A 25,541-nucleotide genomic window follows, 5' to 3' on the forward strand; every position below is an offset into this window, starting at 1 on the left:
ACGCATTGAACGGGAGTACTATTCATTCCCTTGCATTCGTCGAAGAACAATGCGACATCGATCTAATGCATACGGTGAACGAGAAACCCCGGGGCGCCCAAAGAATCCCTTTGGCCGGAGTGCCCAGTTCAGAGACCGGTGGCGCACTACCACGGAATGTCATGTCATTTCCTAGCCATAAACATCGCTACGCATAATCGTCAAGGGCAACAGTTTGAACAAAAAAACAGGTATCAGAGCCCAGCAGGCCGACCAGACCAAGGCTCGTATTCTCAAGGCCGCGGTCAAGGTCTTCACCCGTGATGGTTATGCGGGCGGGCGGATCGAACAGATTTCCAGTGAAGCCGAGTCCAATGACCGGATGATCTATTACTATTTCGGCAGCAAGGAAAACCTCTTTGTACGGGTGCTTGAACACACTTATGAAGCATTCAACCATGCCGAAAGCATGCTGCGCCTGGACCTTTCGAACCCTGTGCAGGCCCTGCGTGAACGAGTGGCGTTCGTCTGGCATTACTACGTAAAGCATCCGGAATTCGTCGCTATCCTCAATATCGAAAACCTGCACGAGGGCAAGCACGCCAGGCAGTCCAGTGAGCTTCGTCGCTTGTCCGGTGCCACGCTGGGCGTGATCACACCGCTCATCGAAGCGGGTCAGCGGCAGGGGGTGTTTCGCCAGGACGTCGACATCAATCACGTTTACCTGATGATCGCCTCGCTCTGCTACTTCTATAACTCCAACCGGCACACCCTCACCTCATTTCTTGGTCAAGACCTGGCGGATCAAGGCCAGCAGCAGGACTGGCTGGCGTTCATCAGCGATCTGGTGGTGCGCGGTGTGCTGACACTGCCTGCGTCTCAGTGACTCTCTGATCAATGAGTTCCGGGATTGGCCCGCAAGTGCGCGACCTTCTGCTCCAGCCCTTGCCACGCAGGTTCAGCTGAGGCGAAGCGATTGCGCAGGTATGCCGTCAGTTCGGCGATCTGCCTGTTGGACAGGCTGTCCTTGAAACCTGGCATATAACCAAGGTCCGGCGTCGCCGGGTTGGAGATGCCTTGCAAAATGACCTTCAGCAGGTTGTCTGGCAGCGTACTGTGAAGGTTGGTATTAGTCGCCAACGAGGGACTGACACCAAACAGTTTCGGCCCAAGACCATCGGCGTGACAGCCTTGGCAGGAACCTTCAAACACCCGCCGACCATTGTTCAACGACACCTCTGTGACGCTGGGTTGCGCTACGGTTTCCGAGCTTGAGCGGGTCTGTGCTTGCACCGTGCCATCGAGCGACGCGAGGTAAACCGCCATCGCCCGTATGTCTGCTTTGGGCAGCTTCGCCAATTCGCTAACCACCGGCCCCATGGGGCCCGCCGCGACACCGTGGGCATCGGAATAACCACTGCTCAGGTAGGTGAACAATTGATCTTCAGTCCACGGCGTAGGCGATTTGGATAAGCCATTGAGCGCAGGTGCTTCCCAGCCATCGACCATGCCGCCCGCCAGGAAATTTTTACCGCCCTTCTCCGCGCCCATCAAGTTGCGCGGTGAATGACAAGCCGCGCAGTGACCCAGCCCATTGACCAGGTAGGCGCCACGATTCCACTGCTCGCTGCGTTGCGGCTGCACCTGGATTTCACCCTTGCGCAGGAACAACGCGTTCCAACCCGCCATCAGCGGCCGCATGTTGAATGGGAACTGCATGTCGTTGACCTTGGCTGGCTGGCTCACCGGGGCCTGTGACATCAGGTACGCGTACAGCGCCTGCATATCGGCGTCGTTGATATTTCGGAAGGCAGTGTAAGGAAATGCCGGATACAGATTCTTGCCATCGCGACTGATGCCATCGCGCATGGCCCGCTCGAACGCGGGATAGGACCAACTGCCAATCCCGGTTTTCGGGTCAGGTGTGATGTTGCTGCTGTACAGCGTTCCGAAAGGCGTCTGCATTGCCAACCCGCCTGCATTGGTCGCGCCGCCTGACGCTGTGTGGCACACCGCGCAATCGCCGACTGCCGCCAGCAAACGCCCTCGCTCCAGCGTCGCCGCAGACCAGGTGCCCGCGCTGGGTGGCGTGATCGGTGCGATTTCCGCACGCCAGGGCAAAGCCGTGGCAGCAACGCCAAGTATCGCGCCGAACGCTGCGAACAATGAGCCAAACAACCATTTCGAGCGCTTGGCCTTTGGCGAATCAGGGGGATTGGCATTCGCTTCGTCCGCCGAGCCTTTGAGCGCGGCCAGCACACGCTCAGCGGTGATCGGTAGTTCACGAAAGCGAATCCCGGTGGCGTCGTAGATCGCATTGGCTATCGCTGCCGCGCTCGGCACTGCCGCCGACTCACCCGCCCCCATGGGTGCTTCGTTCTGGCGCGGCATCATCAGCACATCGATTTCCGGCACCTGGGGGAATGTCAGGATCGGGTAACCGCCCCATTCCTTGCTGGCAACGGCGGACTCTTCAAAGGTCACGCGCTCCTTGAGCACGCGACTGGTGGACTGAATCACATTGCCGTGAATCTGATGCTGCACTCCGTCCGGGTTGATCATCATCCCGGCGTCATGACCGATCACGACCCGGGTGACTGACACTTCGCCGCTGCGCTTGTCCACCGCCACGTCCGCGACCCACGCAGCCCATGCAGCGCCAAAACCTGGAAATTTGCTGTGAATGTAACGGGCATAGGCAAAACCACGGCCGCGCAGGATGTTGTCTTGTTCCGGGATTTGCATCGGCTGCGTACGCGGCGTCCATTCGGCGCGGGCAGCCGTGGCCTTGACCAGATCCGAGGCGCGCTCATCATTCAGATAACGCAAGCGGTATTCGACAGGGTCGACGCCCGCAGCAAAGGCCAATTCATCGATATACGACTCATGGGCGAAAGTATTGGGCAGCGCCGACACGCCCCGCATCCACGAAGCCCGGACAATGGGTGCCATATCATTTACGCTCACGCGCATGTGTTCAAAATCATACGGAGGGATCGAAGTGCGGTCGCCCATTTCGAACATCGCCGCTACCGGTTCGACACGCCCTGTCAGCAGCAGTGCCAGGGTCGGCGCACCGTTGGACGGGTAGCTGGTCTGGAAATCGTAACCGGCCACACCGCCATCGGCATTGATGCCTCCATCGACTTCCATCAGTTGCGCCGTGCCTTTGGGCTCCCAGACATGCTCCTGCTCGCGGGTCAGTTGCACCCGAACCGGCAGGCCGACGGCCCGGGACAGTAACACCGCATCGGCGCACACGTCGTCGGCGCAATTACGCCCGTAACAACCTGCCGCTTCCATGCGGATGATCTCGATCCGCTCTTCCGGATACTCCAGCAGCCATGCCAGGTCAGCGCGCAGTAAATGCGGGTTTTGCGTGCCGGACCAAACGCGAATGCCGTCCTCTTGATAGTCCGCCAGCCCGCAGGAAGGGCCGATGGAGGCGTGAAGTTGATACGGCCACAGGTAGGTGCGGGCCATGCGCTCGCTGGCCTGCTCCAGCGCTTGATCAACATTGCCCTTGTCCAGCACGACGCGCTGCACCCGGGGGTTGTCGCGAATGGCCTGCGCGATGTCATCCATGTTCGGCAATTTGTGGTTCCAGGCTTTCCAGGTGACTTTCAGTGCCTGGGCGGCCTTCGCGGCCTGCTCTTCACGCATGGCTACCACGCCGACAAAATCGCGAATCACCACCACCCGGACGATGCCGGGAATGTGCGCGATGGAGGACTCGTCCACCTCCAGCAGGCTGTTGCCGACAAAATCGCCGCTGTCGAGCCCGGCATAAGGCGGGCGAATCACCCGGCCATGCAGCATGTCTGGCAGCCGCATGTCATGCACGTAGGTCAGCTCACCGGTGGCTTTACCGGGAATGTCCACCCGCGCTGCGCCCTTGCCCACCAGCCGATAATCTTCCAGACGCTTGAGCGGCGCATCACCGGAAATCGTCAACTGGTCACGCTCGCCCTCCACCAGTTCGGCAAACGTGAGCTGGCGACCGTCTTCGCTGCTAACTACCCCGCTGTTTATCCGTATGGTGTCAGCTGCAACGGCAAAACGCTGGGCCGCCCGAGCCAGCAAAAATCGCCGGGCTTCAGCCGCGGCGTTACGCAAGGGGATGGCCGAAATCTGAATTGTCGCACTGGCGATGGTTGCGCCCTGGTTCGGCGCGCTATCGGTATCGCCAAGGACCATACAAACTTGATCCAGCGCCAGGTCCAGTTCTTCGGCGACGATTTGTGCCAGCGAAGTACGGATCCCGGTGCCCAGATCCACGTGGCCGTTGAACCCATAGACCTTGCCGTCGTCGTTGACCGCAATGAACAACGCCAGCTCCTGGGGTTTGATCACGGGTACGCCACCTTTGGCCACAGGACCGGACGGTGGCTGGATCTGATCGACGATCAACAAGACGCCGGACTTGGTCAACAGCTGAGCACGGGTGAGCGTTGCATGGGTCATGGTCATCAATCCGTTCAAGGCTTTTGACGGGCGGCACGCAGTACCGCACGAAGAATTTCGATATGGGTGCCGCAGCGGCAGAGATTGGCCGACAGTTCGTTGCGAATCTGTGCCTCGCTGGGGTGCGGGTTGCGATCGAGCAAGGCCTTGGCGGTCATGATCATGCCGTTCATGCAGTAGCCACACTGCGCCGCCTGCTCATCTATAAAGGCCTGCTGCACCGGGTGCGGATGCTCTCGGCTGCCAATGCCTTCGAGGGTGGTGATTTCCCGGCCCTCGGCGCCGGACAACGGAAACACACAAGCCCGCGCCGCAACGCCATCGATGATCACCGTGCAGGCGCCGCACTCGCCCAGGCCACAACCGTATTTCGGGCCGTTGAGCTGTAAATCATTGCGCAGCACCAGCAACAGCGGCGTGTCGGCCATGGCACAGACCGTAGTGGTCTGGCCATTGACGTGAAGCGTCACGGTCTTTTCCGGCGCCAGTGCTTGCTCACTCATGTCGCACTCTCCAGGTGTTACCGCTCGCTCTCTTGAGGTGCGGCTTTTTATTAAGTAATCACTACATGAAAAAGGCGTGACCGGTACCGCATGCGCAGGCTGCGCAGATCCTGCGCAGTGCCATGCGGGTTCTAGAGCTTGATGAGGGGGATGGCTACCCGACTCCTCACGTTACCCCTGACTACATTTTTTTCATGAAGCATCCACTTCATGAATCAGACGCAAGAAGAATGCCAGGGGCGGTTTCTTACTCGTCAATCGTCGGCGTCATCGATCATCTTGCGCAGCAGATACAGCATCGCGACACGCTCGGCCGGGTTGAGGTTACCCATGGTCAGTTCACTGACACGGGCAGCATGAGGCACGGTATCACGCACTAATTGATGGCCACTGTCGGACAGGCCAACGATGACTTTGCGCCGATCTTGAGGGTCTGGCTCCAGGGTGATCAGGTCACGCGCCTTGAGCCGCTCGACGATGCCTCGAATGGTTGCCTGATCCACCGCAGTGGCCTTGACCAGCTCGGTCAATGAGCTCGGCCCGCCATCACGCACGGCGCATAGCGTGATGAATTGCACGGCGGTCAGCTGCGAATCGTCGACGTTCTGCTGGAAGATCGCCATATTGCGTTGGTAAGCCTTCCGCAGCAAATGACCGACTTGCTCGGAAAAGGCATAGGGAGCGGTTGTCTGTGGGGTGTTGTCTGTCGTATCCGGCACGGCGGGCTCTATCAAAAAAAAATAAGTGGCGTTTACATTAACCTGCGAGGGGGATCAAGGTAACTCAATCGTGGTGGGTCACTGTCCCGCCCCCCTCTTTTATATCACCGCGCGATAGATGCCTGCGGCGCTACCACATCACCACCCAGGACCACCGCCTGATCATCGAGGTAGATATCGCAATGGCGTAGCGGGATGTCCAGGTGGCACGGGGTTTTTCGGGTACCGCCAACCTCGGTATTGGGCCCGGTGGAGAACAGGAAGTTGCCGTAGAACGCCCGGGCATCCATGCACATGCCGTCGTTTTTGTCATGCAAGCCCATGGCGGTCCACTGCGCACGCGGCTGCAAACCCCAGCCGATATGGGAGATGCCATACACCTCGGGGTCGTTGAAGTACTTCATGTAATCGCGCAGGTATTCGGCCTCGAAGCCACCATGAATCGAGGTAATGAAGCCCTTTTCGATTTCCAGGGTGATCTTCTCTCGCGAGTAATTCTTGAACGGCAACAGGATATCGCCGACGTCGATCACCAGTACGCCCTCGGCGGTTTCCTCGTTCGGCCAGGAGAATAGAAAACCGCTGGGCCAGTGATCCCAACGCCCCGGCTCATCGGCAAAACCGTACTCGGTGACCGCAGGGTATTGCCCGAGCAACGCCTTGAAATCACTGCCGGCCCTGGACTTCACGTGGATCGAGCGCGCCTGCTTCAGCAGCTTCTCGGCAGCCATCACCCGCTCTTTGTCCGCCAGCGTAGGCAGCATCCGCGCCAGCACTTCCGGTGGTTCGACTGCCAGCAGTATGCGCGTCCCGGTCTTGAGGATCTGCTCCTGCTCCGGCGAGTGCAGCAACATCATGGTGTCGACCACAAGGTCCGCTGCTTCCAGCGCCCGTTGCGCGGCGATATTGCCGGTCAGCGCGGTGTCGCCGCAGTAAGCGGTCATGTCATTGCCCATGGCCATAGGGTGATTGAATGACGGCAACTCGACCGCATAGACCTTGGCCCCAAGACGCTGCGCGGCGTCCATGGCCGCCCGCACGGTACGCGAGTCGGAGTAGTGGCTTTTCAGTACCGCGACGCTTTGAGTCGAGTCCACTTTCGACAGTTTCAACACGTGTTCAAACATCTGGGTCAGTTCGCAATCGCTTACCGGCATTTCTTGTCTTCCTCTTAACCTGTTGAGTTCGTTCGACGCCTCGCACCCTGTACACCAAAGCAAGGCGACGAGCCTGGCACCTGCGCGAATTTGAAGTGTATACGCTATTTATTGACGATAAAACATTAAATTGACGGACGTCTAAAGAGAAGAACAGAAACGTTACAAAGCAACACAACCCCACTAAATAATGGTTACTTAGCGTTACGCGCGCCGTTTATTGCTGATTTTATATTTTTCAAACGGGCTCTTCCAATTCAAAAACAATAGCGTATACACTTCAAATCGCGGCGAGACGACAACCCGATCTCACCAGCCACATATTCAAAACGAAGGAAAAGCCCCCATGCGAAACAAACAAAAAATCGCAATCGTCGGCGCCGGTCTAGGTGGCGCTGCTGCTGCCACGCTGTTACAGAAAGCCGGGTTCGAGGTCGATATCTATGAACAGGCCCCAGAGTTTTCCCGTATTGGTGCGGGCATTCACATGGGCCCGAACATCATGAAAATCTTCCGTCGCATGGGCATTGAACAGAAGCTGAGCGACATGGGTTCGCACCCCGACTTCTGGTTCAGCCGCGACGGTGCCAGCGGTGACTATCTGTCCCGCATCCCCTTGGGTGAATTCGCTCGCAAGGAATACGGCGCGGCTTACATCACCGTGCACCGCGGGGACCTGCATGCACTGCAAATGTCGACCATTGCGCCGGGCACTGTGCACTTCAACAAGCGCCTGACCGGGATCGAGGAAACCGATGAACTGGTGCGCCTGCACTTCGGCGACGGCAGCACCACAGAGGTCGATATTGTCATCGGCGCCGATGGCATCAACTCCAGAATTCGCGAAGAGTTGCTCGGTGCGGAAAGACCGCTGTACAGCGGCTGGGTTGCGCATCGCGCCTTGATTCGCGGCGAGGTGCTGGCCAAGTACAACATGGACTTTGAAAACTGCGTGAAGTGGTGGAGCGAAGATCGTCACATGATGGTCTACCACACCACCAGCAAGCGCGATGAGTACTACTACGTCACCGGCGTACCGCACCCGGCCTGGGACTTCCAGGGCAGCTTTGTCGATAGCAGCCGCGACGAAATGTACGACGCATTCCAGGGCTATCACCCCACCGTTCAAGCGTTGATCGAATCCAGTGAAAGCGTGACCAAATGGCCGCTGCTCAATCGCAACCCGCTGCCGCTCTGGAGCCGTGGACGGATGGTGTTGCTGGGTGATGCCTGCCACCCGATGAAACCGCACATGGCGCAAGGCGCGGGCATGGCCATCGAAGATGCCGCCATGTTGACCCGCTGCCTGCAGGAAACCGGGCTCACCGATTACCGCACCGCGTTCAAGCTATACGAAGCCAACCGCAAGGACCGCGCCTCGCGAGTACAGGCGGTGTCCAATGCCAACACCTGGCTGCGCACACAAGAAGATCCGGCCTGGGTCTACGGTTATGACCTCTACGGCCACCCACTGAAATCGGAAGTGGCCGCATGAGCACCTTCATTCAGGGCGGCAACGTTCAAGCCAATGGTATCCGCCAGCACTACCTGCGTTATGGCGATCAGGGCAGCACCGGCAAACCGATAGTGTTGCTGATTCCCGGCATCACCAGCCCGGCTATCACCTGGGGGTTTGTCGCCGAGCGCCTGGGTCAGCATTTCGATACCTACGTACTGGACGCTCGTGGCCGCGGCCTGTCCTCCACCGGACCGGAACTGGATTACGGCACCGACGCCTGCGCCGATGACATCGGCGCATTCGCCAAGGCCATGGGCATCAATGCCTATCACTTGGTGGGACACTCTATGGGCGCGCGCTTTGCCGTGCGCAGCGCAGTGCGCAATCCAGCGGGCCTGCAAAGCCTGGTACTGATCGATCCACCCGTCTCCGGTCCCGGCCGGCGCGAGTACCCGAGCAAGCTGTCGTGGTACGTGGACTCGATCCGCCAATCACTGAGCGGGATGGACGCCGACGCCATGCGCGCCTTCTGCCCGACCTGGACCGAGGAGCAACTGCAAGTACGCGCCGAGTGGCTGCACACCTGCTACACACCTGCCATCGTCCGCGCCTTCAACGATTTTCATGACGTGGACTTTCATCAAGATCTGCCGCACCTGCCTGTCCCTGCCCTGCTGATCGTTGCCGGTCGCGGCGGCGTAATCCAGGCCGGGGACGAAGCGGAAATTCGCGACCTGCAACCCGCGATCCAGATTGCTCACGTTGAAAACGCCGGGCACATGATTCCGTGGGATGACCTCGAAGGATTTTTCGCGGCGTTTGGCAATTTTCTCGGCCAGCCCCTGACCTGAATTCAACGCACGTTGCAAAGGAGACAGCTTGTGATCAAGCCTTATCGTATCGGCCAGATTGTGCCGAGTTCCAACACCACCATGGAAACCGAGATCCCGGCGATGCTGGCAGCACGCCAATTGATCCGCCCCGAACGCTTCACCTTTCACTCCAGCCGCATGCGCATGAAGCAAGTGCGCAAGGAGGAACTGGCGGCCATGGACGGCGAGTCCGACCGCTGTGCCATTGAGCTGTCGGACGCCAAGGTCGATGTACTGGGTTATGCCTGCCTGGTCGCAATCATGGCCATGGGCCTGGGCTACCATCGCCAGTCCGAGAAACGCCTGCGCCAGGCCACCGCCGACAACGACGGTAACGCACCGGTCATCACCAGCGCCGGCGCCTTGATCGATGGCCTGAAGGTCATGGGCGCCAAGCGCATCGCCATTGTCGCGCCCTACATGAAGCCGCTGACCGAGCTGGTGGTCAACTACATCCGCGAGGAAGGCTTCGAGGTGGTGGATTGGCGCGCCCTGGAAATCCCCGACAACCTGGAAGTCGCTCGCCACAACCCGGACAACCTGCCCGCCATTGTGCGCGACATGAACCTTGAAGGCGTGGATGTGATCGTCCTGTCGGCCTGCGTGCAGATGCAATCGCTGGGAGTGGTCTCACAAGTCGAGGCCCAAACCGGCAAACCGGTACTCACCGCCGCCATCGCCACCACCTACGCAATGCTCAAGGCACTGGACCTGGAGCCCATAGTTCCGGGGGCGGGCGCGCTGCTGTCTGGCGCTTATAAATAGGAGCGTGTCATGAGCCAAGAACAAAGTGCCGACGCCAACTATCAGGGCGTGTGGGGCCAGCGCATCGGCTTTGGCAATAAGCCTGCGCTGTTGATGATCGATTTCATGCAGGGCTATACCCAAGAAGGCGCACCGCTGTACGCGCCAGGCGTGGTCAGCGCTGTAGCCGAGAGCGTCGAACTGCTAGCCTGCGCCCGGCAACATGAAATCCTGGTCGTGCATACAAACATTCGCTACCACCCAGGGCATTTTGCCGACGGCGGCATGTGGGTCAAAAAAGCACCCGTCATGAAAGACATGGTCGAGGGCAACCCACTGGCTGCTTTCTGCGAGCCAGTGCTGCCCAACCCCGATGAAGTGGTAATCAGCAAGCAGTACGCCAGCTCGTTTTTCGGTACCAGCCTGGCGTCGATGTTGCGCGCCCAAGGCATCGACACCGTGGTACTGGCCGGCTGCTCGACCAGTGGCTGCATTCGTGCGACAGCGGTGGATGCCGTGCAGCATGGATTGCGGACCATCGTTGTTCGCGAATGCGTCGGCGACCGCCACTCCGCACCCCACGAAGCCAACCTGTTCGACATTGATAGCAAGTATGGCGATGTGGTGAGCAAGCAGGAGGCCATGGAACACTTCAGAAAGTGATTCGACCATTGGTTTTCCCGGCTGACACAGCGTCTTCGCGGGCAAGCCTGCAACCTTCACAGATTCATGGATTCACGGTTTTACCGAATAACCGGCAGAAATGGATATCTGCCGTAAGAACCAGGCCGTAGAGCACTGGTCGCCAAATACTGAGCAAGGGTCGACATCAAACCCTGCCCAGTCTTCTGACACTGCCTTTGGAAGCCGCCAACCGGTGCTACCAAAGCATTGATCCGCGGCTAAACAACAATCACAAAGTCACCGCCAGGAGACACCCATGCCCTCTGCAAATGTAGGTACATCCACTACGACCACCGTCGTAGACCCAGTCCAGGCGCTTTACCGCAAGATCACCTGGAAGCTTATTCCGTTCCTCTGCTTCTGCTATCTGGCCTCCTATCTGGACCGGATTAACGTCGGCTTCGCCAAACTGCAAATGCTCGAACAGCTGCAATTCAGCGAAACGGCTTTCGGCCTGGGCGCCGGTCTGTTTTTCGTCGGCTATATCATTTTCGAGGTCCCAAGTAATCTGGCCCTGGAAAAAGTCGGGGCGAAGATCTGGATCGCCCGGATCATGATCACCTGGGGGCTGCTCTCGGCCTGCACCATGCTGGTCACCTCTACCACGCAGTTCTACATCTTGCGCTTCCTGCTGGGCGCGGCGGAGGCCGGCTTCCTGCCTGGCGTGCTGTTCTACCTGACCACCTGGTTCCCGACCTACAGGCGTGGGCGCATCATTGCCCTGTTCATGATCGGTATGCCGCTGTCCAGCGTGATCGGCGGGCCCTTGTCCGGCTGGATCATGGGTCACTTCGACCACGCCGCCGGTCTTCGCGGCTGGCAATGGCTGTTCCTGATCGAGGCGGTACCTAGCGTGCTGCTGGGCATCCTGACGTTCTGGGCCCTGCCAAACAATCATCACTGCGCCAAATGGCTGAACGCCGATGAAAAAGCACTGCTGGAAAGCGAACTGCGCCTGGACGACGTCGAGGGCAAAGACAGCAAGCACAGTTTCCGTGACGGTTTCTTCAACCTGAAAGTGTGGATGCTCGGCGGTATCGACTTCTCGATCCTGCTCAGTGCCTACGCCATGGGCTTCTGGATGCCGACCTTCATTCGCAACGCGGGGGTGGCAGACAACTTCCATATCGGCCTGTTGACTGCCCTGCCCAGCGCTGCCGCCCTGATCGGCATGCTGCTGATCGGCGCCAGTTCGGACCGTCATCGCGAACGCCGCTGGCACATCATTGTCCCCTTCCTGATCGGCTCGGTGGCCATGGCCAGCAGCACCTTCTTCACCGATAACGTATTTGCCACGGTGGCGCTGTTTGCTATCGCGTCGGCGGCCATCATCGGTGCAGTACCGGTGTTCTTCAGCCTGCCAGCGACCTTTCTCAAAGGCCGTGCGGCCGCCACCGGCTTCGCCTTGGCCTGCTCGCTGGCGAACATCGCCGGCCTGGTCAGCAACTCCTTGATGGGTATCGCCATCGACCTGACCGGCAGCGGTGCCGGAGCACTGTGGTTCTTCGCCGGTTGCTTGATCCTCAGCAGCCTGCTGGTGATCGCCCTACCGGCCAAGCTGGTCAATCGCTAAGACACGTAAGCCAGGCGACTGCGTGTCCTGGCGTAAGTCGCAAGGGGGTCTCATACGGCCCCCTTGCGACTGATCCCACCGACGTGGTGCAGATCGAGCCCGGGCCGCGAGCCGCCGGCCAACCCCATGTTCAAGCCCTCCTTGCGGACAAGCCTTGGCTTCGTCTGACGGGAGACGCTATGCCCTGATTCCGGAGTATCAACAGCATGCACACTCCAGCACTGCGCAAAACCCATGCAATCAGCGGCGCCCTAGGCGGCTGCCTGACACTCGGCCTGGCTCCGCACCTGCTCGCCGAAGAAACAGGCTTCATCGAAGGCGCGACGGCCAACGTGCAACTGCGCAACTACTACTTCAGCCGCGACTTCTCGGACATCGTCGGCCCCAACAAGCAATCCAGGGTCGAGGAGTGGGCCCAGGGCTTTATCCTTGATGCCCGCTCAGGCTACACACAGGGCAGTATCGGTGTCGGCGTGGACGTGCTCGGCCTCTACGGTGTCAAGCTCGACAGCAGCCCGAGCCGGGCCAGGACCGGACTGCTGCCGACACACGACGACGGCAGATCCGCCGACGAGTACGGCCGCCTGGGTGCGGCGATGAAACTCAAGGTCTCCAGCACTGAGCTGAAGGTTGGTGAGCTGCGGCCCAACCTGCCGGTACTGGTCTACAGCGATCTGCGCCTGCTGCCGCCGACCTACCAGGGCGCTTCTCTGGTTTCCAACGAATTGTCCGGACTGACCGTAAACGCTGGCCAGCTGCACTCCACTAGCCTGCGCGACTCGAGTAACACCCAGGAGATGTATGCGCTGATCAATGACCCGATCAACCCGGCGCGTATCGCCAAATTCACCAGCGACCGCTTCAATTATCTGGGTGCCGACTACAGTTTCAACTCCAATCGCACCAGCGTCGGTCTCTGGCAGGCGCAACTGGAAGACATCTACCAGCAGCGTTACTACAGCTTCAAGCACGCCGAGCCAGTAGGTGACTGGACGCTAGGCATAAGTGTCGGCTACTTCGATGCCCGCGACGACGGCCGGAGCATCGCCGGCAAGCTCGATAACCATGCACTGTTCAACCTGTTGTCGGCGAAGCGCGGCGGCCATACCTTCTACCTGGGCTACCAGCAGATCGGCGGTGACGATGGTTTCATCCAGGTTGGCGCCAACACCAACCCGCTTGGCAATACCCTGCCTACCTACGAGTTCGCCGCACCGGATGAACGCTCCTGGCAAGTCCGGCACGACTACGACTTCGTCGCCCTCGGCATTCCCGGTCTGACCACCACTCTGCGCTACGTGACTGGAGACAACGTCACCACTGGGCGGGGGTTTGAAGGTCAGGACTGGGAGCGCGATCTGGATATTGGCTACGCTGTCCAGAGTGGAGTGCTGCGTGGAGTGGGTATCCGCATCCGCAACGTTACTGCGCGCTCCAACTACCGTAGCGATATTGATGAGAACCGGCTGATCCTCAGCTACAACATCAGCCTTTTCTGATAGCCGTACCCGCCGGAACTTTCAGGCAGAGTAAGCCAAGAACCTGGGCACCATCAGCGACGGTGCCCTGGAGCCGACGTGGCGAAGCAGAGCCTCAGCGAGCATCATCACCCACGGGAAGATCACCCCGTGGTGAACCGGCGGTTGAGGCGCCACTACGCAAGGACCCAACATAAATCAGTAGCACGCTTCGGGCAGACGCTACGCTTCCATTTTCGCCTGCAGGCCGCCCACCGCTGGAGAGTGGGCTGGCTCACAAGCTTGGTGAATGGTGGTCTTGCGGTATTTCAGCATCCCGCCACTGCGTTCATTGAGGTAGGCCGTGATCTCGCCAACTATGGCCAAGGCCACGCTCGCCGGGGTATCGCCCCCCAGATCCAGACCGATCGGATAGTGAAGCCTGGTCAGGCTTTCTGGCAAACGGGCCAAGGCGCCCATCTCATCGAGCAGTCGTTCTGTTCGCTCTCGAGGGCCCAACTGCCCGACATAGGCAGGTGAACATTGCAGAACGTTTTCCAGCCAATGCCGATCCTGTCGGAAGCTATGGGTCATGACCACCACCGCGGCTCCGTCGACAGCGCTGGATAAGTTAAAAGGCTCGTGGATAGGTGCAACAATGACCTGGCTTGCTCCAGGGAACCGTTCCGGGCGAGCAAAGTGCGCACGCCCGTCCACCACCGTTACATGCCAGTTCAAATCCCTGGCGAACCGCACCAAAGGCTGGGCGTCATGACCCGCGCCAAAGATCATCAGTCGGCGTTGTGGCGCGATGTATTCGAGAAAGACCTCGACTTCATCGGCACCGCTTCCGTAAATCATCAACTGAGACTTCCTGCGCGCAAGGGTACTGCGCAAATCACCCTGCAGGGCGTGTTGAAGCGCTTGGCAGCGGATGCCCTCACACGCGTTCATAAAGGCGTTCAGTCCCATTCGAGCACCGACTCGCACACGGGCTGTTCGGCCCGCGGCTATGACGGTCGCCAGTGCTGCCGGTTGACCGGTGGCCTTCACCCGTTGCAGCACATCGAGCAACAGACTCCGCTTGCCGGCATCATGCCGTTCCAGGAGTACATGCACGGTACCGTTGCAGCCCAGGCCAAACGTCAGCGCCGCGTCTTCATCATCGGCGTCCTCCTCTTCCTGGGCTGCCGTGCTGTAACGACGAACCACTGCCCCACCGGACTCGGTCAACCACCAGGCCTTCCTGGCCAACTCCTGTTCCAGACAACCGCCGCTTATAGTTCCGACTGTCTGGCCAAACAGTGGAATCAGCATCCTCGCACCCGGACGCCGATAGGCCGAGCCCTCGACCTTGACGACCGTGGCCAGTACAGCATCGATCTTTGCACTGCTGGCTTGATCCACTGCATCGAGCAAGGCGTACAAATCAGACATTGCCACTCTCCAAGGTCATGTTCAGTGGATGGCTGCGCCATCGTCTTCAAGGGATCGGCCCCGCGTTTCCGGTGCAAAAACCAACGTCACCCACAACCCGAATGCAATGATCGATACGGGAAACCACAGGCCAAAGTAAGGATCGCCATAGGCCACGTTCAGGGCCGAAACGATAAATGGCAACATGCCGCCAATCCAGCCCGCGCCCAGATGGAACGGCAGTGAGAGCGAGGTATAGCGGATGCGCGCGGGAAACAGCTCGACCATGAACGCCGCCATCGGCCCATAGATCATCGCCAGATAAACCACCAGCAAGAGCATCAACACGAACAGCATCGGCCTGTTGATCTGCGCCGGGTCCGCGGTCGCCGGCCAGCCAGCGCTCACCAATGCCCGATGCAGATCCTCAGCGCCAGGGTCTACCAGCCGTTGCTGGCCGATGGTCACGATGACCGTCCCGGTGACCTCGGCGGATTGAGCCCGATAACCTACCCCTTGATCGGTCAGGTAACTGCGGGTGCGATCGCAGGCGCTGACGGGTGCAGAGAACAAGCGAAACTCACAGCCATCGGCAGCAACACTGATGGGTGTTTCCAGAAAGGTCTCCAGGGCCGGATTGGCGTAATGGGTCAGGCCTTTGAAAATGGGATAAGTGGTCAGGGCTGCCAGCAGGCAAGCCGCCACCAGAATAGGCTTGCGCCCCCAGCGATCAGACAGCCAGCCAAAGAACAGGTAGAGCGGGGTCGCGCATAACAACACGCAGGCCAGAATCAAATGGACGGTCTCAAGTGGCAACTTGAGCGTGCGATTGAGAAAGAACATCGAGTAGAAATGCCCGGTGCCGAAAATCGCCCCCAGTGCGGCGGCCACACAAAACAGCATCAACACCAGGCGCAGGTTACTCCAGCGCAGGAAGCTCTCGCGGATCGGCGAGCGGGAAGTACGGCCAGTGGCTTTCATGCGCTGGAACGTAGGCGACTCCTCAAGTTTGCCACGCACATAGACCGAGATAGCCAACAGCACCAATGACAACACAAAGGGCAAGCGCCAGCCCCACGCGCGAAAATCCTCTTCATTGATAAACCCCTTGAGGCTGTAGACCACCGCCAGCGACAGCAACAACCCAACCCCTGCGGTAATTTGCAGACTGCTGGTGTACAACCCCCGACGAGCCATGGGCGAATGCTCGGCAACGTACGTCACCGCGCCGCCGACTTCTCCCCCCAAGGCCAGTCCTTGCAACAACCGCAACAGCACCAGGCAGATAGTCGCGGTGATACCGATGTGCTCAAAGCTCGGCAGCAAACCGATGCCGACGGTGGCCACCCCCATCAGTATGATGGTGACCATGAACGTACGTTTACGCCCCAGGCGGTCACCCATCTGCCCGAACAGCAAAGCCCCCAACGGGCGAACCAGAAAGCCCGCACCGAAGGTTGCCAGGCTGGCGAGAAACGCCGTCGTGGCGTTTCCGGGAGGAAAAAACAGCACGCTGAAGTAGCCGGCCAACGCCGCATAAATGTAGAAGTCATACCATTCAAGCAATGCCCCGAAGGAAGAGGCAAGAATGACCTTGCGCTCTTCACGGGTCATGCCGCGCGCCTGCGAAACCGTAGCATGGGTCGCATTGTTCATCGGCCGAACCAGCCTTTGATGCGATTCCAGATGATGCTCATCCCCAAGGCAAAGACATTCAATTTGGCCGGTTGCGTCGATGGCTTGGCATTGGGATCCATACGTCGTTCGACGTTGCGACCGAAGTCAAGAATCATCCGGGCCACGAAGTCCTTCACCAGGCCCGAGCGCGAAAATTGCGCCAAAGGCCCTTGCAACGAGTAGAGCATTTCGACTTCGACCAGCGTGGCCCAAGCGTTATCGGACAACACCCGGTAGGTAATCTCGCCATTGGCCCGCGATTGACTGATGGTGTCTTGGCCTCCTCCCTTGAGCATGCCCGAACGCTGTTCCTCGTTACGCGTCAAGCGTGCCGCCCCGGCGAATTTGGCAGCCATCGGGCCGAACTTGATGGCAATGAAGCCCTTGACCCGCTCGCCGTCGTTTTCTTCCAGGTTGGCACCGGGAAGACATCCGGCAACCGCTTCCAGGTCGGCCATGAAAGCCCAGACCTGTTCTGGCGGATAGCCGACACTGAAGCGTCCATCCATCCGGGTTCCGCCCTTGATTCCAGCAGGCGCACGCTCGCTCGAGGGTTCTGGCGCAGGGCTGGTGGAAGGCTCGACAGCAGGTGTCTGCGCGCTGTGCTCGGCGGTAAAAGAAGCGAAAGACCCGCCACTGGTTGGTATCGCAACGCCATGGCCCGCCAGGGCCTGTGCACGGGCGGACTCGATCACTGGATCGGGCTGTTCACGTAACTGCGCAAGGACGCTGCGAATGGCTTCGACGATGCCCATGTAGCCCGTACAACGACAGATGTTGCCGGACAGCTCGACACGAATCCGATGCTCATCGGCCTCGGGCAAGCGCAGCACAATGTCGCGGGCAGTGGTCAACATACCCGGCGTGCAGTAACCACACTGCAAGGCATGATGTTCGGAGAACGCCTCACGCAGGAGCGCCATCACCGGGTCTTGCTCAAAGCCCTCGACAGTTGTCACCTGCCGGCCTTCACAGGCCACCGCGAATGTCGTGCACGAACGTACCGGCTGGCCGTCGAGCAATACCGTGCAAGCACCACACACGCCATGTTCGCAACCCAGGTGAGTGCCGGTAAATCGACCCTCTTCGCGTACGAAGTCGCCCAGGTGCATTCTCGGCGCGACCTCACGCTCGAGCAGATTACCGTTGACGTTGATACGTACAGAAGTCATACCCGAGGTTCCTTGAATATTGAATCGAGACACCGGCGCAAGGCGGTGAGGCTTTGTTGTCGGTCTACTGCGTCTTTACCGGGTGTCACGCTTGCCACGGCTTTTGCCAACGCGGCAGGTTCAAGTGCTGCAGCTCCCTGTCGGGCGACCGCCACCGATAACTCCCCAAGCAGTGAAGGTGGGCCATCCAGCGCGCCGAGGACAATCCTGGCCAGGCCACGGTCCGGGTCAAACACCGCCGCGCAACTGGCTTCGGCGAACTCGCCGGTTTTTCGGCAAAGTTTGTGATAGGCCCAGGTGGCACGCGGCCCCAGACGCGGAATGCGCAGCCCGGTAATCAGCTCATCTTCAGCCAGCACCGTGGTATAGGCACCGAGCATGAACTCGGCCATGCTCAACCGACGTTTTGCGCGAACACTACGCAACTCCACTTCGGCGCCCAGGGTAAAAGCCACCAACACCCAGTCAGCCGCCGGGTCTGCATGGGCCAGGCTGCCGCCGAGGGTTCCGCGGTTGCGAATAGCCCTGTAGGCGATCTGAGGAGCCACTTCGGCAAGCAAGGTTCCACGCAGTGCGGCGAACACGCCATCTTCAATCTGCGAGTGAGTAATCGCTGCGCCGACCAGCAGCCACTCGCCGTCCTCGCTCACCTGTTGCATCTCGGTAAACCCGCTGACATCCACCACCTTGTTCGGACGTGCCAGACGCAGGTTGAGCATGGGGCCCAGCGACTGACTGCCGCCCATGACCTTGACGATACCCGCGGACTGATCGGCCAATGCCTGCAGCCCGGCCGACAGGGTTGCGGGGCGTAGATAATCGAACGCAACGGCTTTCATGCGGCCACCTCCTGCTTGTTGCTTGCTGCCCGGGCATTGGCCAGCGCCTGTAGCAGGCGGCGCGGCGTCAATGGGGTTTCGGCGACCTCAACACCAAGATCCGCGAGGGCATCATTGACCGCATTGAAGATGGCGGCAGGCGGGGCGATAGCACCACCCTCCCCCATGCCTTTGGCGCCAAATTCGGTATGAGGCGATGGCGTCTCCATGTGGTGAATCCGCAATCTGGGTACTTCGGTTGGACCTGGCAGGATGTAGTCCGCCAGCGTCGAAGCCAATGGCTGACCATTGACGTCATAAGGCGTTTCTTCGTACATGGCCGTGCCGATACCCTGGGCGATCCCGCCATAGGTCTGCCCCTCGACCAACATGGGGTTGATCATCGTGCCGCAATCCTCGACCACCACGTAGTCAAGGATTTCGACCTCACCGCTGTCGGTGTCGACGGCAACGAGTACCGCATGAGTGGCGTAAGTAAAGGCACCGGTATCGACGGCTGGCTTGAATCCCGTGGTGACTTCCAGCCCGGCAGGGTTAACGTCAGCCGGTAGCGTGTGGGGCCTGATGTACCAGGCCGCCCCTACGTCATCCAGCGACACCGAGCCTTGATCACACACCACCCTGCCGCCCTGCAGCTTGACCTGCGCATCGGGCACCCCCAGCAAAAAAGCGCCTATATGGGTCAGGCGCGGTAACAACTCACGACAGGCGCGCGCGATGGCGCCTCCCGCCATAACCATCGACCGCGACGCATAGGTACCGGTAGAGAACGGTGTCTGTCCCGTGTCGCCATGCAGCACTTTGATCCTTGCAATATCGATCCCCAGTACCTCGTGGGCCACCTGGGCGAAGCTTGTTTCCATGCCCTGACCGTGGGAATGCACGCCTACCCGCACTTCAAGACCGCCATCCGGCGTCATGCGCACAGTCGCCTGCTCGTGGCCGGGTATGACAGGCGTACCCCAGGTCGCGAACACCGAAGTACCGTGGGCCGACTGCTCGGTGTAGGTTGCGTAGCCAAGACCGATGCGGCGACCGTCCGCTTCGCCCAGACGCTGGCGCTCACGAATCGCCGACGCATCGATCAGCTCGGCAGCCTTGCGCAGGCTGGCCGGATAGTCACCACTGTCGAGATGCTTGTTGGCGACGTTGATGAAGGGCATTTGCTCAGGACGCACCAGGTTGTCCAGGCGCACGTCCAGGGGATCGCGCCCGACGGCTCGAGCCACCGCATCCATGGTCAGCTCCATGGCGAAGCAGACACCGGTACGAGCCACCCCGCGGTAAGGAACAAAGCCTGGTTTGTTGGTTGCCACGCATTCGGTGACGCAGCGGTAACCCTGAAAGGCATAGGGGCCTGGCAAATTGCCAACCGCCTGGCCCGGCTCCAGACCGATAGTGAACGGCCAGACCGAATACGCACCGCCATCGATGACGATCTTGGCATCGAGCGCCAACACCCGCCCCTTGGCATCCGCATGAGCGGTCATGACATATTCATGCTCGCGACTATTGGCCCCCGCCGTGAGGTGCTCCCGGCGATCTTCGATAAAACGGAACGGCTGCTTGAAGGTCATGGCCAGCCAGGCGATACATAGCTCTTCCTGCTGCAACACGCATTTGTAGCCAAAGGCACCGCCGACATCCGGCGAGATGACCCGCACCTGCCCCTGATCCAGCTTCAGGCACTGGGCCAGGATGGTGCGAATCATGTGCGGCACCTGGGTGGCAGTGACGACCACCAGTTGATCCAGGCTGTGATCCCAGTAAGCCAGAACCGCCTTGCCCTCCATCGGCACCATGCATTGACGTGCCAGCTTCATTCGGCGCGTGACCGTCACGCTCGCCGCCGCCGCACGCTCGGTAAATGCCTTGTCGGCATACAAGGTGACGAAGCGGTTGTCGTGCCAGTTGTCATGGATGAAGTCACCTGTAGCAGCGACGCTGCTGGCAGCGTCGGCGTACACGGGCAGGTCTTCGTAATCGACCATCACCTGTTCCACCAGGTCTTCGGCCTCGGCACGGGTCGCCGCGCAGGTCATTACCACGGGCTCGCCCACAAACCGCACCTTGCCACTGGCCAGCGGCGGCTGGACAGAGGGTTGATAAGTAGGGAGCGTCGAGTCGGCAACGATGTCGCTGGCACTGATCATGTCTGCGCGCACGAATGCCTGGCCCTTCAGGGCTGGCGGTACGTCTATCGAGGTGATCCGGGCATGGGCCAGAGGGCTGCGCAGAAAGGCCACTTCCCGAAGTCCTGGCATGTGGTAGTCGGCAACAAACTTCCCGCGACCGTGCAGGTGCCGTTCATCTTCCTTGCGCCTCACTCGGGCGCCCACACCCTGACCCGATTTGCCAGGGTACTCGTTCACTTCGCTCATACCTTACGGCCCCCTGAGTTTCCGATGTTCAACCGGTCGGCATGCGCCACGAAATGACGGGGGCACTGACACTCGGCACCCAGATTTTTCAGGAAACGGCGAAGCTGCATGATCAGTGTCCTTTAAGGCTGTTTTTATAATTTCGTCAGCTAACGTATGAATTTAATCAGTACACTTACATAATAATCATCCCCCCAGCCACGTCAACGACTAGCCGCTAAAAATTCACAGACGGGCGTTTCTTCCGTTCACGGGCTCAATGAGGATGTCGATCCGGGGCTCAAATCATTTGACATATTAGTCAGTACACTGAATATTATTTGTGGGCATACTGACAATGGACAACCTAATGAACTGGATAAAAATAACAACGGTGGACGTCCTTCAGGACGACCAGGTAATGGCCTTCAAACTACCCGAAGCACACCTGGCGCTGTATCGCTGCGATGGGGAGTTTTTTGCAACAGACAACATTTGCACCCACCAGCATGCCTTGCTCTCGGAGGGCTATCTGGAGGATGGCTGCATCGAATGCCCGCTGCATCAGGCGACATTCGATGTACGCACCGGCGCGGCCCAATGCGCGCCCGCCACCGAATCCCTGAAAACCTACGCCGTAAAGGTCGAAGGTGACGCTGTACTCGTGAACCTGGGTTAACGCCATGACCATTGAACGCATTCTTATCGTCGGTGCCGGTCAATGCGGCGCCATGGCCGCCGCCTCATTGCGCCAGCGTGGTTTCAGTGGACGGATTGTGCTGGTGGGCCGAGAGTCTCATCCGCCCTACGAGCGCCCCCCTTTGTCCAAATCGGTGCTGACAGAGTCCACGCAAACGGTCAGCGGCCTGCACAAAACCGACTTTTATCGCGAACATGAAATCGAGCTGCACTTGGGGACCGCGGTCCAGTCACTGGACCCACTCAAGCGTACGGCTTTGCTGGACGATGGTACCCTGATCGAGTGGGATCGCTGCCTGCTGGCGACCGGTGGACAGCCGCGCATTCTGGAAAAATTCCCGCGAACGATGGCCAATGTCCATTATCTGAGAACGGCCGACGACGCCTTCAAACTCCGCCAGACCCTCCAGGAGTCTCAAGGTCGACTGTTAATTGTCGGCGCCGGCTTCCTTGGCCTGGAGGTCGCCTCTACCGCTCGTTCTCTGGGTATGGAGGTGACTCAACTGGAAGCCGGGGAGCATTTGCTCAAACGGGCACTGCCCTGCGAAATCTCGATCTGGCTGGCGGCGCGTGCGCGTCACTACGGCGTGGATTTGCGCCTGGCAACCAGCATCGATCAGCAGCACCCTGGCGAGCCAGGCGTATACCGCTTGAGCGACGGTACCGACATTACACCCAGCACTATTCTGGTCGCCGCTGGCATGCAACCTGAGACAACACTGGCCAAAGCCATTGGCCTGGAGATGGCTAACGACGGTGGCATCGCCGTAGACCCCCAATGCGCCACCAGCATCGGCGGCATTTATGCCGCGGGCGACTGTGCCACCCAGAAGGTCGCTCACTGCGGTCAACCCATGCGCCTTGAGTCCTGGCAGTACGCCAACGAGCAGGCACGCATCGCTGCGGCCGCCATGCTGGGAGAGGACGACAGCCCCACCCCGCTGCCCTGGTTCTGGAGTGATCAATTCGATTGCAACCTGCAGATGCTCGGGCTTCCCGAACCAGACCTGACCTATGTCCAACGCACCCTGAGCACGACTCCCGAGGCACCGAAATGGGTGAGCTTTGGCCTGCGCAACGGTCAACTCAGGCATGTGGTGTGTGCCAACGCAGGCGGCGAGTTACGCCCGCTCAAGAGCCTCATGGAGGCTGGCATCGCGTGCTCTGCAGAGGCACTGGCAGACATCAACCAGCCGCTCAGGCAGCTGGAAAAACAATTCAAGACCTCGAACCAGTCCACCTATCCAGCCCCAGCTCAGGAGCCGCTCCATGTATAACTCGCAAGATGTCATTGCCCGCACCGGGGGCAACAAGGACCTGGCCCTGGCCGATTGTAAGTGGCCTAACGATGACCTTCACTATATCCCCGACTGGGTCTACACCAGCCATGCCGTCTATGATCGTGAAGTCGAACGCATCTTCCACGGCCGCACTTGGAACTTTGTCGCACTGGAAGCCGAGCTCCCCAACACCGGGGACTACAAGCGCTCCTTCGTTGGCCCGACCCCTGTGGTGGTGGCACGGGCAGAGGACGGCTCGGTCAATGTCTTCGAGAACCGTTGCGCGCACCGTGGTGCGGAGTTCTGCCGACACAGTCAAGGCAATGCCAAAGAGTTTGTCTGCCCGTACCATCAGTGGTCCTACGACCTCAAGGGCAACCTGCAGGGCGTGCCATTCAAGCGTGGCGTGAATCGACAGGGCGGCATGCCCAAGGATTTTCGCAACGAAGACCACGGCCTGAAAAAGCTCCACGTCACCACCTGGAACGGTGTCGTCTTTGCCTCCTACCACGCCGATGTCGAACCCATCGAAGAATACCTGACGCCGGAAATCATCGAAGATATGGGCAAGGTTTTCGATGGCCGCAAACTCAAAGTACTCGGTTACTACCGCAACGAGTTGCCCTGCAACTGGAAGATGTACCACGAAAACCTGAAAGACCCTTACCACGCCACCTTGTTGCATTCCTTTCTGGTGGTCTTCGGTCTGTTGGTGGCAGGCAACAAGTCCGCCATGATTGCCGACCCGGTTCACGGCCGTCACGGCACCATGGCCTCGGCCAAGAGTGAAGACAAATACGCAGCCGTCAGCGATGCCAACAAGGCCGAAATGCGCTCCTACCATGAGGGCATGCGCCTGCTCGACGAGCGCTTCCTGGATTACATCAAGGAATCCGACTCGCCATGGTCAGTGACCATGCAGACCATCTGGCCGAACCTGATCGTGCAGCGGGAAATGAACACCCTGGGCGTACGGCAGATCGTACCTAACGGCCCGAACAGCATGATCATGCAATGGACGATGTTCGGCTATGAAGACGACACCGAGGAGATGACGCGCCATCGATTGCGCCAAGGCAACCTGATGGGCCCTGCCGGATTCCTCGGCCTGGAAGATAATGAAGCGATGAAGTACGTCCAGGAAGGGCTGCGCCGCTCCAGCAGTGACGTCAACATCCTCAAACTTGACCACGGTCAGGTGGGTACCACCAACTCCCTTATTTCAGAAGCCGCGATCCGCGCCCTCTACCGCCACTACCGCGAAATCATGGAGCTGTAATGAACGCCTTCGCCAACGAACTGAACCGCCCCTACCCCCTTTATCGCCCCTGCCGGCTTGACCGGGCCACGGCCCTGCGCCTGCGACTGGAGATCGAGACCTTCAATGCCGACTACTGTGCCGTGCTGGACGACGGCCTGGTCGAGCAGTGGCCGAATTTCTTCACCAGCGATGCGTTGTATCGCGTGACGTCAAGGGAAAACGCCGAGATGGGCATGCCCGTCGGCCTGATCTACGCCGAGGGCCGTAACATGATGCATGACCGCGCGGTGGCCATCTCTCGCACGCAAATGTTCGCACCACGCTATCACCTGCACCTGCTGGGCAATACCCGCGTGATCGATGAATCAAGCAGCGGCATTATCACCGCCCAGGCCAACTTCATACTGCTGCAGACACTGGTGGAAGGCCCGACAACGACTCACATGGCCGGCACCTACCACGACCGTTTCCAGCGAGTCGACGGCGAGCTGCTACTGCTGGAGCGTCAGGTGATTTATGACAGCACTCTGATCGCCAACGACTTGGTGTACCCACTGTAATGTAGGAGCGAGCTTGCTCGCGAAAAACTCGAGGGCACCGCGTTCATCCCGGCAGCCCTCGTCATCGTTAACGTCCATCGTCGGAACGCCGCCCGGAGCAAGCTCGCTCCTACATGTTCCCGAGCCACCCATCAAAGCCCGCGCAATACCGTTCGACTGTACTGGTTGTTGGATTCCACCAGGATGGCCAGCAAACCCATGAACTGCTTCTTCTGCGCCGGACGCAATGGCTGGAGCATTCGCTCCTGAGCCCTTGCCATGCTTTCATGCATGACGGCCACAACCTCTCGACCCTGCGCAGTCAGAAAAACGTTGCGCGTACGCCGATCGTGGGGATCCGGCTGGCGATAAAGCAATTCGTTGGTTTCGAGACGCTTTACCACATCAGCGGTATTGGTCCGATCAAGACCGACCTCCTGGGCCAGCGCTGTCTGATCCAACCCGGGCATGACCGAAAGGGTCGTGAGAATGGCATATTGAACGGGGGTAATGTTCGTCCCTTTGCATTCTTCGAAGAACAATGCGACATGGATCTGATGCAGGCGGCGAACGAGAAAACCCGGACGCCCCCAAAGAAGCTCTTTGGCCGGATCGTCCAGCTCAGAGTCGGGTGTCGTACTACCAGGGGCTGTCATGAAATTTCCTTGTCATAAATGACGCAAGCAT

At 59.5% G+C, this 25,541-nt stretch carries 21 protein-coding genes; 11 read left to right on the forward strand and 10 right to left on the reverse strand.

The window, feature by feature from the left end:
* Positions 1 to 214: 214 nt before the first annotated feature.
* A complete protein-coding gene (locus KGA96_RS15080) occupies positions 215 to 865 on the forward strand; it encodes a TetR/AcrR family transcriptional regulator (protein ID WP_223464786.1) in 651 nt (216 codons plus the stop codon).
* Positions 866 to 873: 8 nt separating this feature from the next.
* Here the strand turns inward: KGA96_RS15080 and KGA96_RS15085 are convergent, their stop codons facing one another.
* The 4 genes from KGA96_RS15085 to KGA96_RS15100 all read right to left on the reverse strand — a co-directional run bounded on the left by KGA96_RS15085 (position 874) and on the right by KGA96_RS15100 (position 6,822).
* Positions 874 to 4,443: a molybdopterin cofactor-binding domain-containing protein gene (locus KGA96_RS15085; RefSeq protein WP_046043582.1), complete on the reverse strand. Its 3,570-nt coding sequence runs from the start codon at positions 4,441 to 4,443 to the stop codon at positions 874 to 876.
* Positions 4,444 to 4,457: 14 nt separating this feature from the next.
* The gene (locus KGA96_RS15090; protein WP_046043577.1) at positions 4,458 to 4,946 is read right to left on the reverse strand and encodes a (2Fe-2S)-binding protein; all 489 of its coding nucleotides are present in this window, start codon (positions 4,944 to 4,946) and stop codon (positions 4,458 to 4,460) included.
* Positions 4,947 to 5,200: 254 nt separating this feature from the next.
* Positions 5,201 to 5,665: a MarR family winged helix-turn-helix transcriptional regulator gene (locus tag KGA96_RS15095; protein WP_046043576.1), complete on the reverse strand. Its 465-nt coding sequence runs from the start codon at positions 5,663 to 5,665 to the stop codon at positions 5,201 to 5,203.
* A 104-nt stretch (positions 5,666 to 5,769) separates the two neighbouring features.
* On the reverse strand, positions 5,770 to 6,822 hold the full coding sequence (locus KGA96_RS15100; protein WP_046043574.1) for a 2,5-dihydroxypyridine 5,6-dioxygenase: 1,053 nt from the start codon (positions 6,820 to 6,822) through the stop codon (positions 5,770 to 5,772).
* Between the two features lie 346 nt (positions 6,823 to 7,168).
* Between KGA96_RS15100 and KGA96_RS15105 the strand changes: the two genes are divergently transcribed.
* The 6 genes from KGA96_RS15105 (at position 7,169) to KGA96_RS15130 (ending at position 13,653) form a co-directional block, all read left to right on the forward strand.
* Positions 7,169 to 8,317 (forward strand): FAD-dependent monooxygenase, encoded by a 1,149-nt coding sequence (locus tag KGA96_RS15105; protein WP_046043572.1) that lies wholly within the window; start codon positions 7,169 to 7,171, stop codon positions 8,315 to 8,317.
* The gene (locus tag KGA96_RS15110) at positions 8,314 to 9,132 is read left to right on the forward strand and encodes an alpha/beta fold hydrolase (protein ID WP_223513430.1); all 819 of its coding nucleotides are present in this window, start codon (positions 8,314 to 8,316) and stop codon (positions 9,130 to 9,132) included. Before KGA96_RS15105 ends, KGA96_RS15110 begins: the two co-directional genes overlap by 4 nt.
* Positions 9,133 to 9,162: 30 nt before the next feature.
* The gene (locus KGA96_RS15115) at positions 9,163 to 9,918 is read left to right on the forward strand and encodes an Asp/Glu racemase (RefSeq protein ID WP_046043570.1); all 756 of its coding nucleotides are present in this window, start codon (positions 9,163 to 9,165) and stop codon (positions 9,916 to 9,918) included.
* Positions 9,919 to 9,927: 9 nt separating this feature from the next.
* Positions 9,928 to 10,560 carry an N-carbamoylsarcosine amidohydrolase gene (locus KGA96_RS15120; protein WP_046043569.1) on the forward strand — a complete coding sequence of 211 codons (633 nt, stop codon included), beginning with the start codon at positions 9,928 to 9,930 and terminating at the stop codon, positions 10,558 to 10,560.
* 277 nt (positions 10,561 to 10,837) lie between these two features.
* The gene (locus KGA96_RS15125) at positions 10,838 to 12,154 is read left to right on the forward strand and encodes an MFS transporter (RefSeq protein ID WP_046043567.1); all 1,317 of its coding nucleotides are present in this window, start codon (positions 10,838 to 10,840) and stop codon (positions 12,152 to 12,154) included.
* A 206-nt stretch (positions 12,155 to 12,360) separates the two neighbouring features.
* Positions 12,361 to 13,653, forward strand: a complete 1,293-nt coding sequence (locus tag KGA96_RS15130) for an OprD family porin (RefSeq protein WP_185754866.1) — start codon at positions 12,361 to 12,363, stop codon at positions 13,651 to 13,653.
* A gap of 201 nt (positions 13,654 to 13,854) precedes the next feature.
* On the opposite strand, the gene KGA96_RS15135 is transcribed toward KGA96_RS15130, so the two are convergent.
* From KGA96_RS15135 to KGA96_RS15155, 5 genes are read right to left on the reverse strand one after another with little or no spacing between them, the layout of a single operon-like run.
* Positions 13,855 to 15,048, reverse strand: a complete 1,194-nt coding sequence (locus tag KGA96_RS15135; protein ID WP_223513431.1) for an XdhC family protein — start codon at positions 15,046 to 15,048, stop codon at positions 13,855 to 13,857.
* A 21-nt stretch (positions 15,049 to 15,069) separates the two neighbouring features.
* Complete coding sequence (locus tag KGA96_RS15140) at positions 15,070 to 16,683, reverse strand: MFS transporter (protein WP_046037983.1); 1,614 nt, start codon at positions 16,681 to 16,683, stop codon at positions 15,070 to 15,072.
* Complete coding sequence (locus tag KGA96_RS15145) at positions 16,680 to 17,876, reverse strand: xanthine dehydrogenase family Fe-S subunit (protein WP_046037984.1); 1,197 nt, start codon at positions 17,874 to 17,876, stop codon at positions 16,680 to 16,682. The genes KGA96_RS15140 and KGA96_RS15145 overlap by 4 nt, the downstream gene beginning before the upstream one ends.
* On the reverse strand, positions 17,873 to 18,715 hold the full coding sequence (locus KGA96_RS15150) for an FAD binding domain-containing protein (protein ID WP_046037986.1): 843 nt from the start codon (positions 18,713 to 18,715) through the stop codon (positions 17,873 to 17,875). The genes KGA96_RS15145 and KGA96_RS15150 overlap by 4 nt, the downstream gene beginning before the upstream one ends.
* Positions 18,712 to 21,096: a xanthine dehydrogenase family protein molybdopterin-binding subunit gene (locus tag KGA96_RS15155; RefSeq protein ID WP_223464790.1), complete on the reverse strand. Its 2,385-nt coding sequence runs from the start codon at positions 21,094 to 21,096 to the stop codon at positions 18,712 to 18,714. Before KGA96_RS15155 ends, KGA96_RS15150 begins: the two co-directional genes overlap by 4 nt.
* A 349-nt stretch (positions 21,097 to 21,445) precedes the next feature.
* Between KGA96_RS15155 and KGA96_RS15160 the strand changes: the two genes are divergently transcribed.
* The 4 genes from KGA96_RS15160 to KGA96_RS15175 are packed head-to-tail and all read left to right on the forward strand — an operon-like array spanning position 21,446 to position 24,875.
* Positions 21,446 to 21,754 carry a non-heme iron oxygenase ferredoxin subunit gene (locus KGA96_RS15160; RefSeq protein ID WP_223464791.1) on the forward strand — a complete coding sequence of 103 codons (309 nt, stop codon included), beginning with the start codon at positions 21,446 to 21,448 and terminating at the stop codon, positions 21,752 to 21,754.
* Between the two features lie 4 nt (positions 21,755 to 21,758).
* Entirely contained in the window at positions 21,759 to 23,051 is a 1,293-nt protein-coding gene (locus tag KGA96_RS15165; RefSeq protein ID WP_046037993.1) for an NAD(P)/FAD-dependent oxidoreductase, read from the forward strand.
* Positions 23,044 to 24,333, forward strand: a complete 1,290-nt coding sequence (locus KGA96_RS15170) for an aromatic ring-hydroxylating dioxygenase subunit alpha (protein WP_046037995.1) — start codon at positions 23,044 to 23,046, stop codon at positions 24,331 to 24,333. The genes KGA96_RS15165 and KGA96_RS15170 overlap by 8 nt, the downstream gene beginning before the upstream one ends.
* Positions 24,333 to 24,875, forward strand: coding sequence for an aromatic-ring-hydroxylating dioxygenase subunit beta (locus tag KGA96_RS15175; RefSeq protein ID WP_046037997.1), 543 nt, complete (start codon positions 24,333 to 24,335; stop codon positions 24,873 to 24,875). The genes KGA96_RS15170 and KGA96_RS15175 overlap by 1 nt, the downstream gene beginning before the upstream one ends.
* A gap of 131 nt (positions 24,876 to 25,006) precedes the next feature.
* Here KGA96_RS15175 and KGA96_RS15180 read toward each other — a convergent pair whose 3' ends face one another.
* Entirely contained in the window at positions 25,007 to 25,510 is a 504-nt protein-coding gene (locus KGA96_RS15180; RefSeq protein ID WP_046037999.1) for a MarR family winged helix-turn-helix transcriptional regulator, read from the reverse strand.
* Positions 25,511 to 25,541 lie beyond the last annotated feature (31 nt).

This window comes from Pseudomonas sp. GL-R-26 (assembly GCF_019947365.1).
In the GTDB taxonomy this organism is placed as follows: domain Bacteria; phylum Pseudomonadota; class Gammaproteobacteria; order Pseudomonadales; family Pseudomonadaceae; genus Aquipseudomonas.

Excerpts from the sequence above, each read along its gene's own strand:
- KGA96_RS15175 (WP_046037997.1), top strand. The coding sequence starts at position 24,333 with ATGAACGCCTTCGCCAACGAACTGAACCGCCCCTACCCCCTTTATCGC.
- KGA96_RS15130 (WP_185754866.1), top strand. The coding sequence starts at position 12,361 with ATGCACACTCCAGCACTGCGCAAAACCCATGCAATCAGCGGCGCCCTA.
- KGA96_RS15140 (WP_046037983.1), bottom strand. The coding sequence starts at position 16,683 with ATGAACAATGCGACCCATGCTACGGTTTCGCAGGCGCGCGGCATGACC.
- KGA96_RS15135 (WP_223513431.1), bottom strand. The coding sequence starts at position 15,048 with ATGTCTGATTTGTACGCCTTGCTCGATGCAGTGGATCAAGCCAGCAGT.
- KGA96_RS15160 (WP_223464791.1), top strand. The coding sequence starts at position 21,446 with ATGAACTGGATAAAAATAACAACGGTGGACGTCCTTCAGGACGACCAG.
- KGA96_RS15165 (WP_046037993.1), top strand. The coding sequence starts at position 21,759 with ATGACCATTGAACGCATTCTTATCGTCGGTGCCGGTCAATGCGGCGCC.
- KGA96_RS15085 (WP_046043582.1), bottom strand. The coding sequence starts at position 4,443 with ATGACCCATGCAACGCTCACCCGTGCTCAGCTGTTGACCAAGTCCGGC.
- KGA96_RS15120 (WP_046043569.1), top strand. The coding sequence starts at position 9,928 with ATGAGCCAAGAACAAAGTGCCGACGCCAACTATCAGGGCGTGTGGGGC.
- KGA96_RS15125 (WP_046043567.1), top strand. The coding sequence starts at position 10,838 with ATGCCCTCTGCAAATGTAGGTACATCCACTACGACCACCGTCGTAGAC.
- KGA96_RS15110 (WP_223513430.1), top strand. The coding sequence starts at position 8,314 with ATGAGCACCTTCATTCAGGGCGGCAACGTTCAAGCCAATGGTATCCGC.
- KGA96_RS15090 (WP_046043577.1), bottom strand. The coding sequence starts at position 4,946 with ATGAGTGAGCAAGCACTGGCGCCGGAAAAGACCGTGACGCTTCACGTC.
- KGA96_RS15105 (WP_046043572.1), top strand. The coding sequence starts at position 7,169 with ATGCGAAACAAACAAAAAATCGCAATCGTCGGCGCCGGTCTAGGTGGC.
- KGA96_RS15150 (WP_046037986.1), bottom strand. The coding sequence starts at position 18,715 with ATGAAAGCCGTTGCGTTCGATTATCTACGCCCCGCAACCCTGTCGGCC.
- KGA96_RS15100 (WP_046043574.1), bottom strand. The coding sequence starts at position 6,822 with ATGCCGGTAAGCGATTGCGAACTGACCCAGATGTTTGAACACGTGTTG.
- KGA96_RS15180 (WP_046037999.1), bottom strand. The coding sequence starts at position 25,510 with ATGACAGCCCCTGGTAGTACGACACCCGACTCTGAGCTGGACGATCCG.
- KGA96_RS15170 (WP_046037995.1), top strand. The coding sequence starts at position 23,044 with ATGTATAACTCGCAAGATGTCATTGCCCGCACCGGGGGCAACAAGGAC.
- KGA96_RS15145 (WP_046037984.1), bottom strand. The coding sequence starts at position 17,876 with ATGACTTCTGTACGTATCAACGTCAACGGTAATCTGCTCGAGCGTGAG.
- KGA96_RS15155 (WP_223464790.1), bottom strand. The coding sequence starts at position 21,096 with ATGAGCGAAGTGAACGAGTACCCTGGCAAATCGGGTCAGGGTGTGGGC.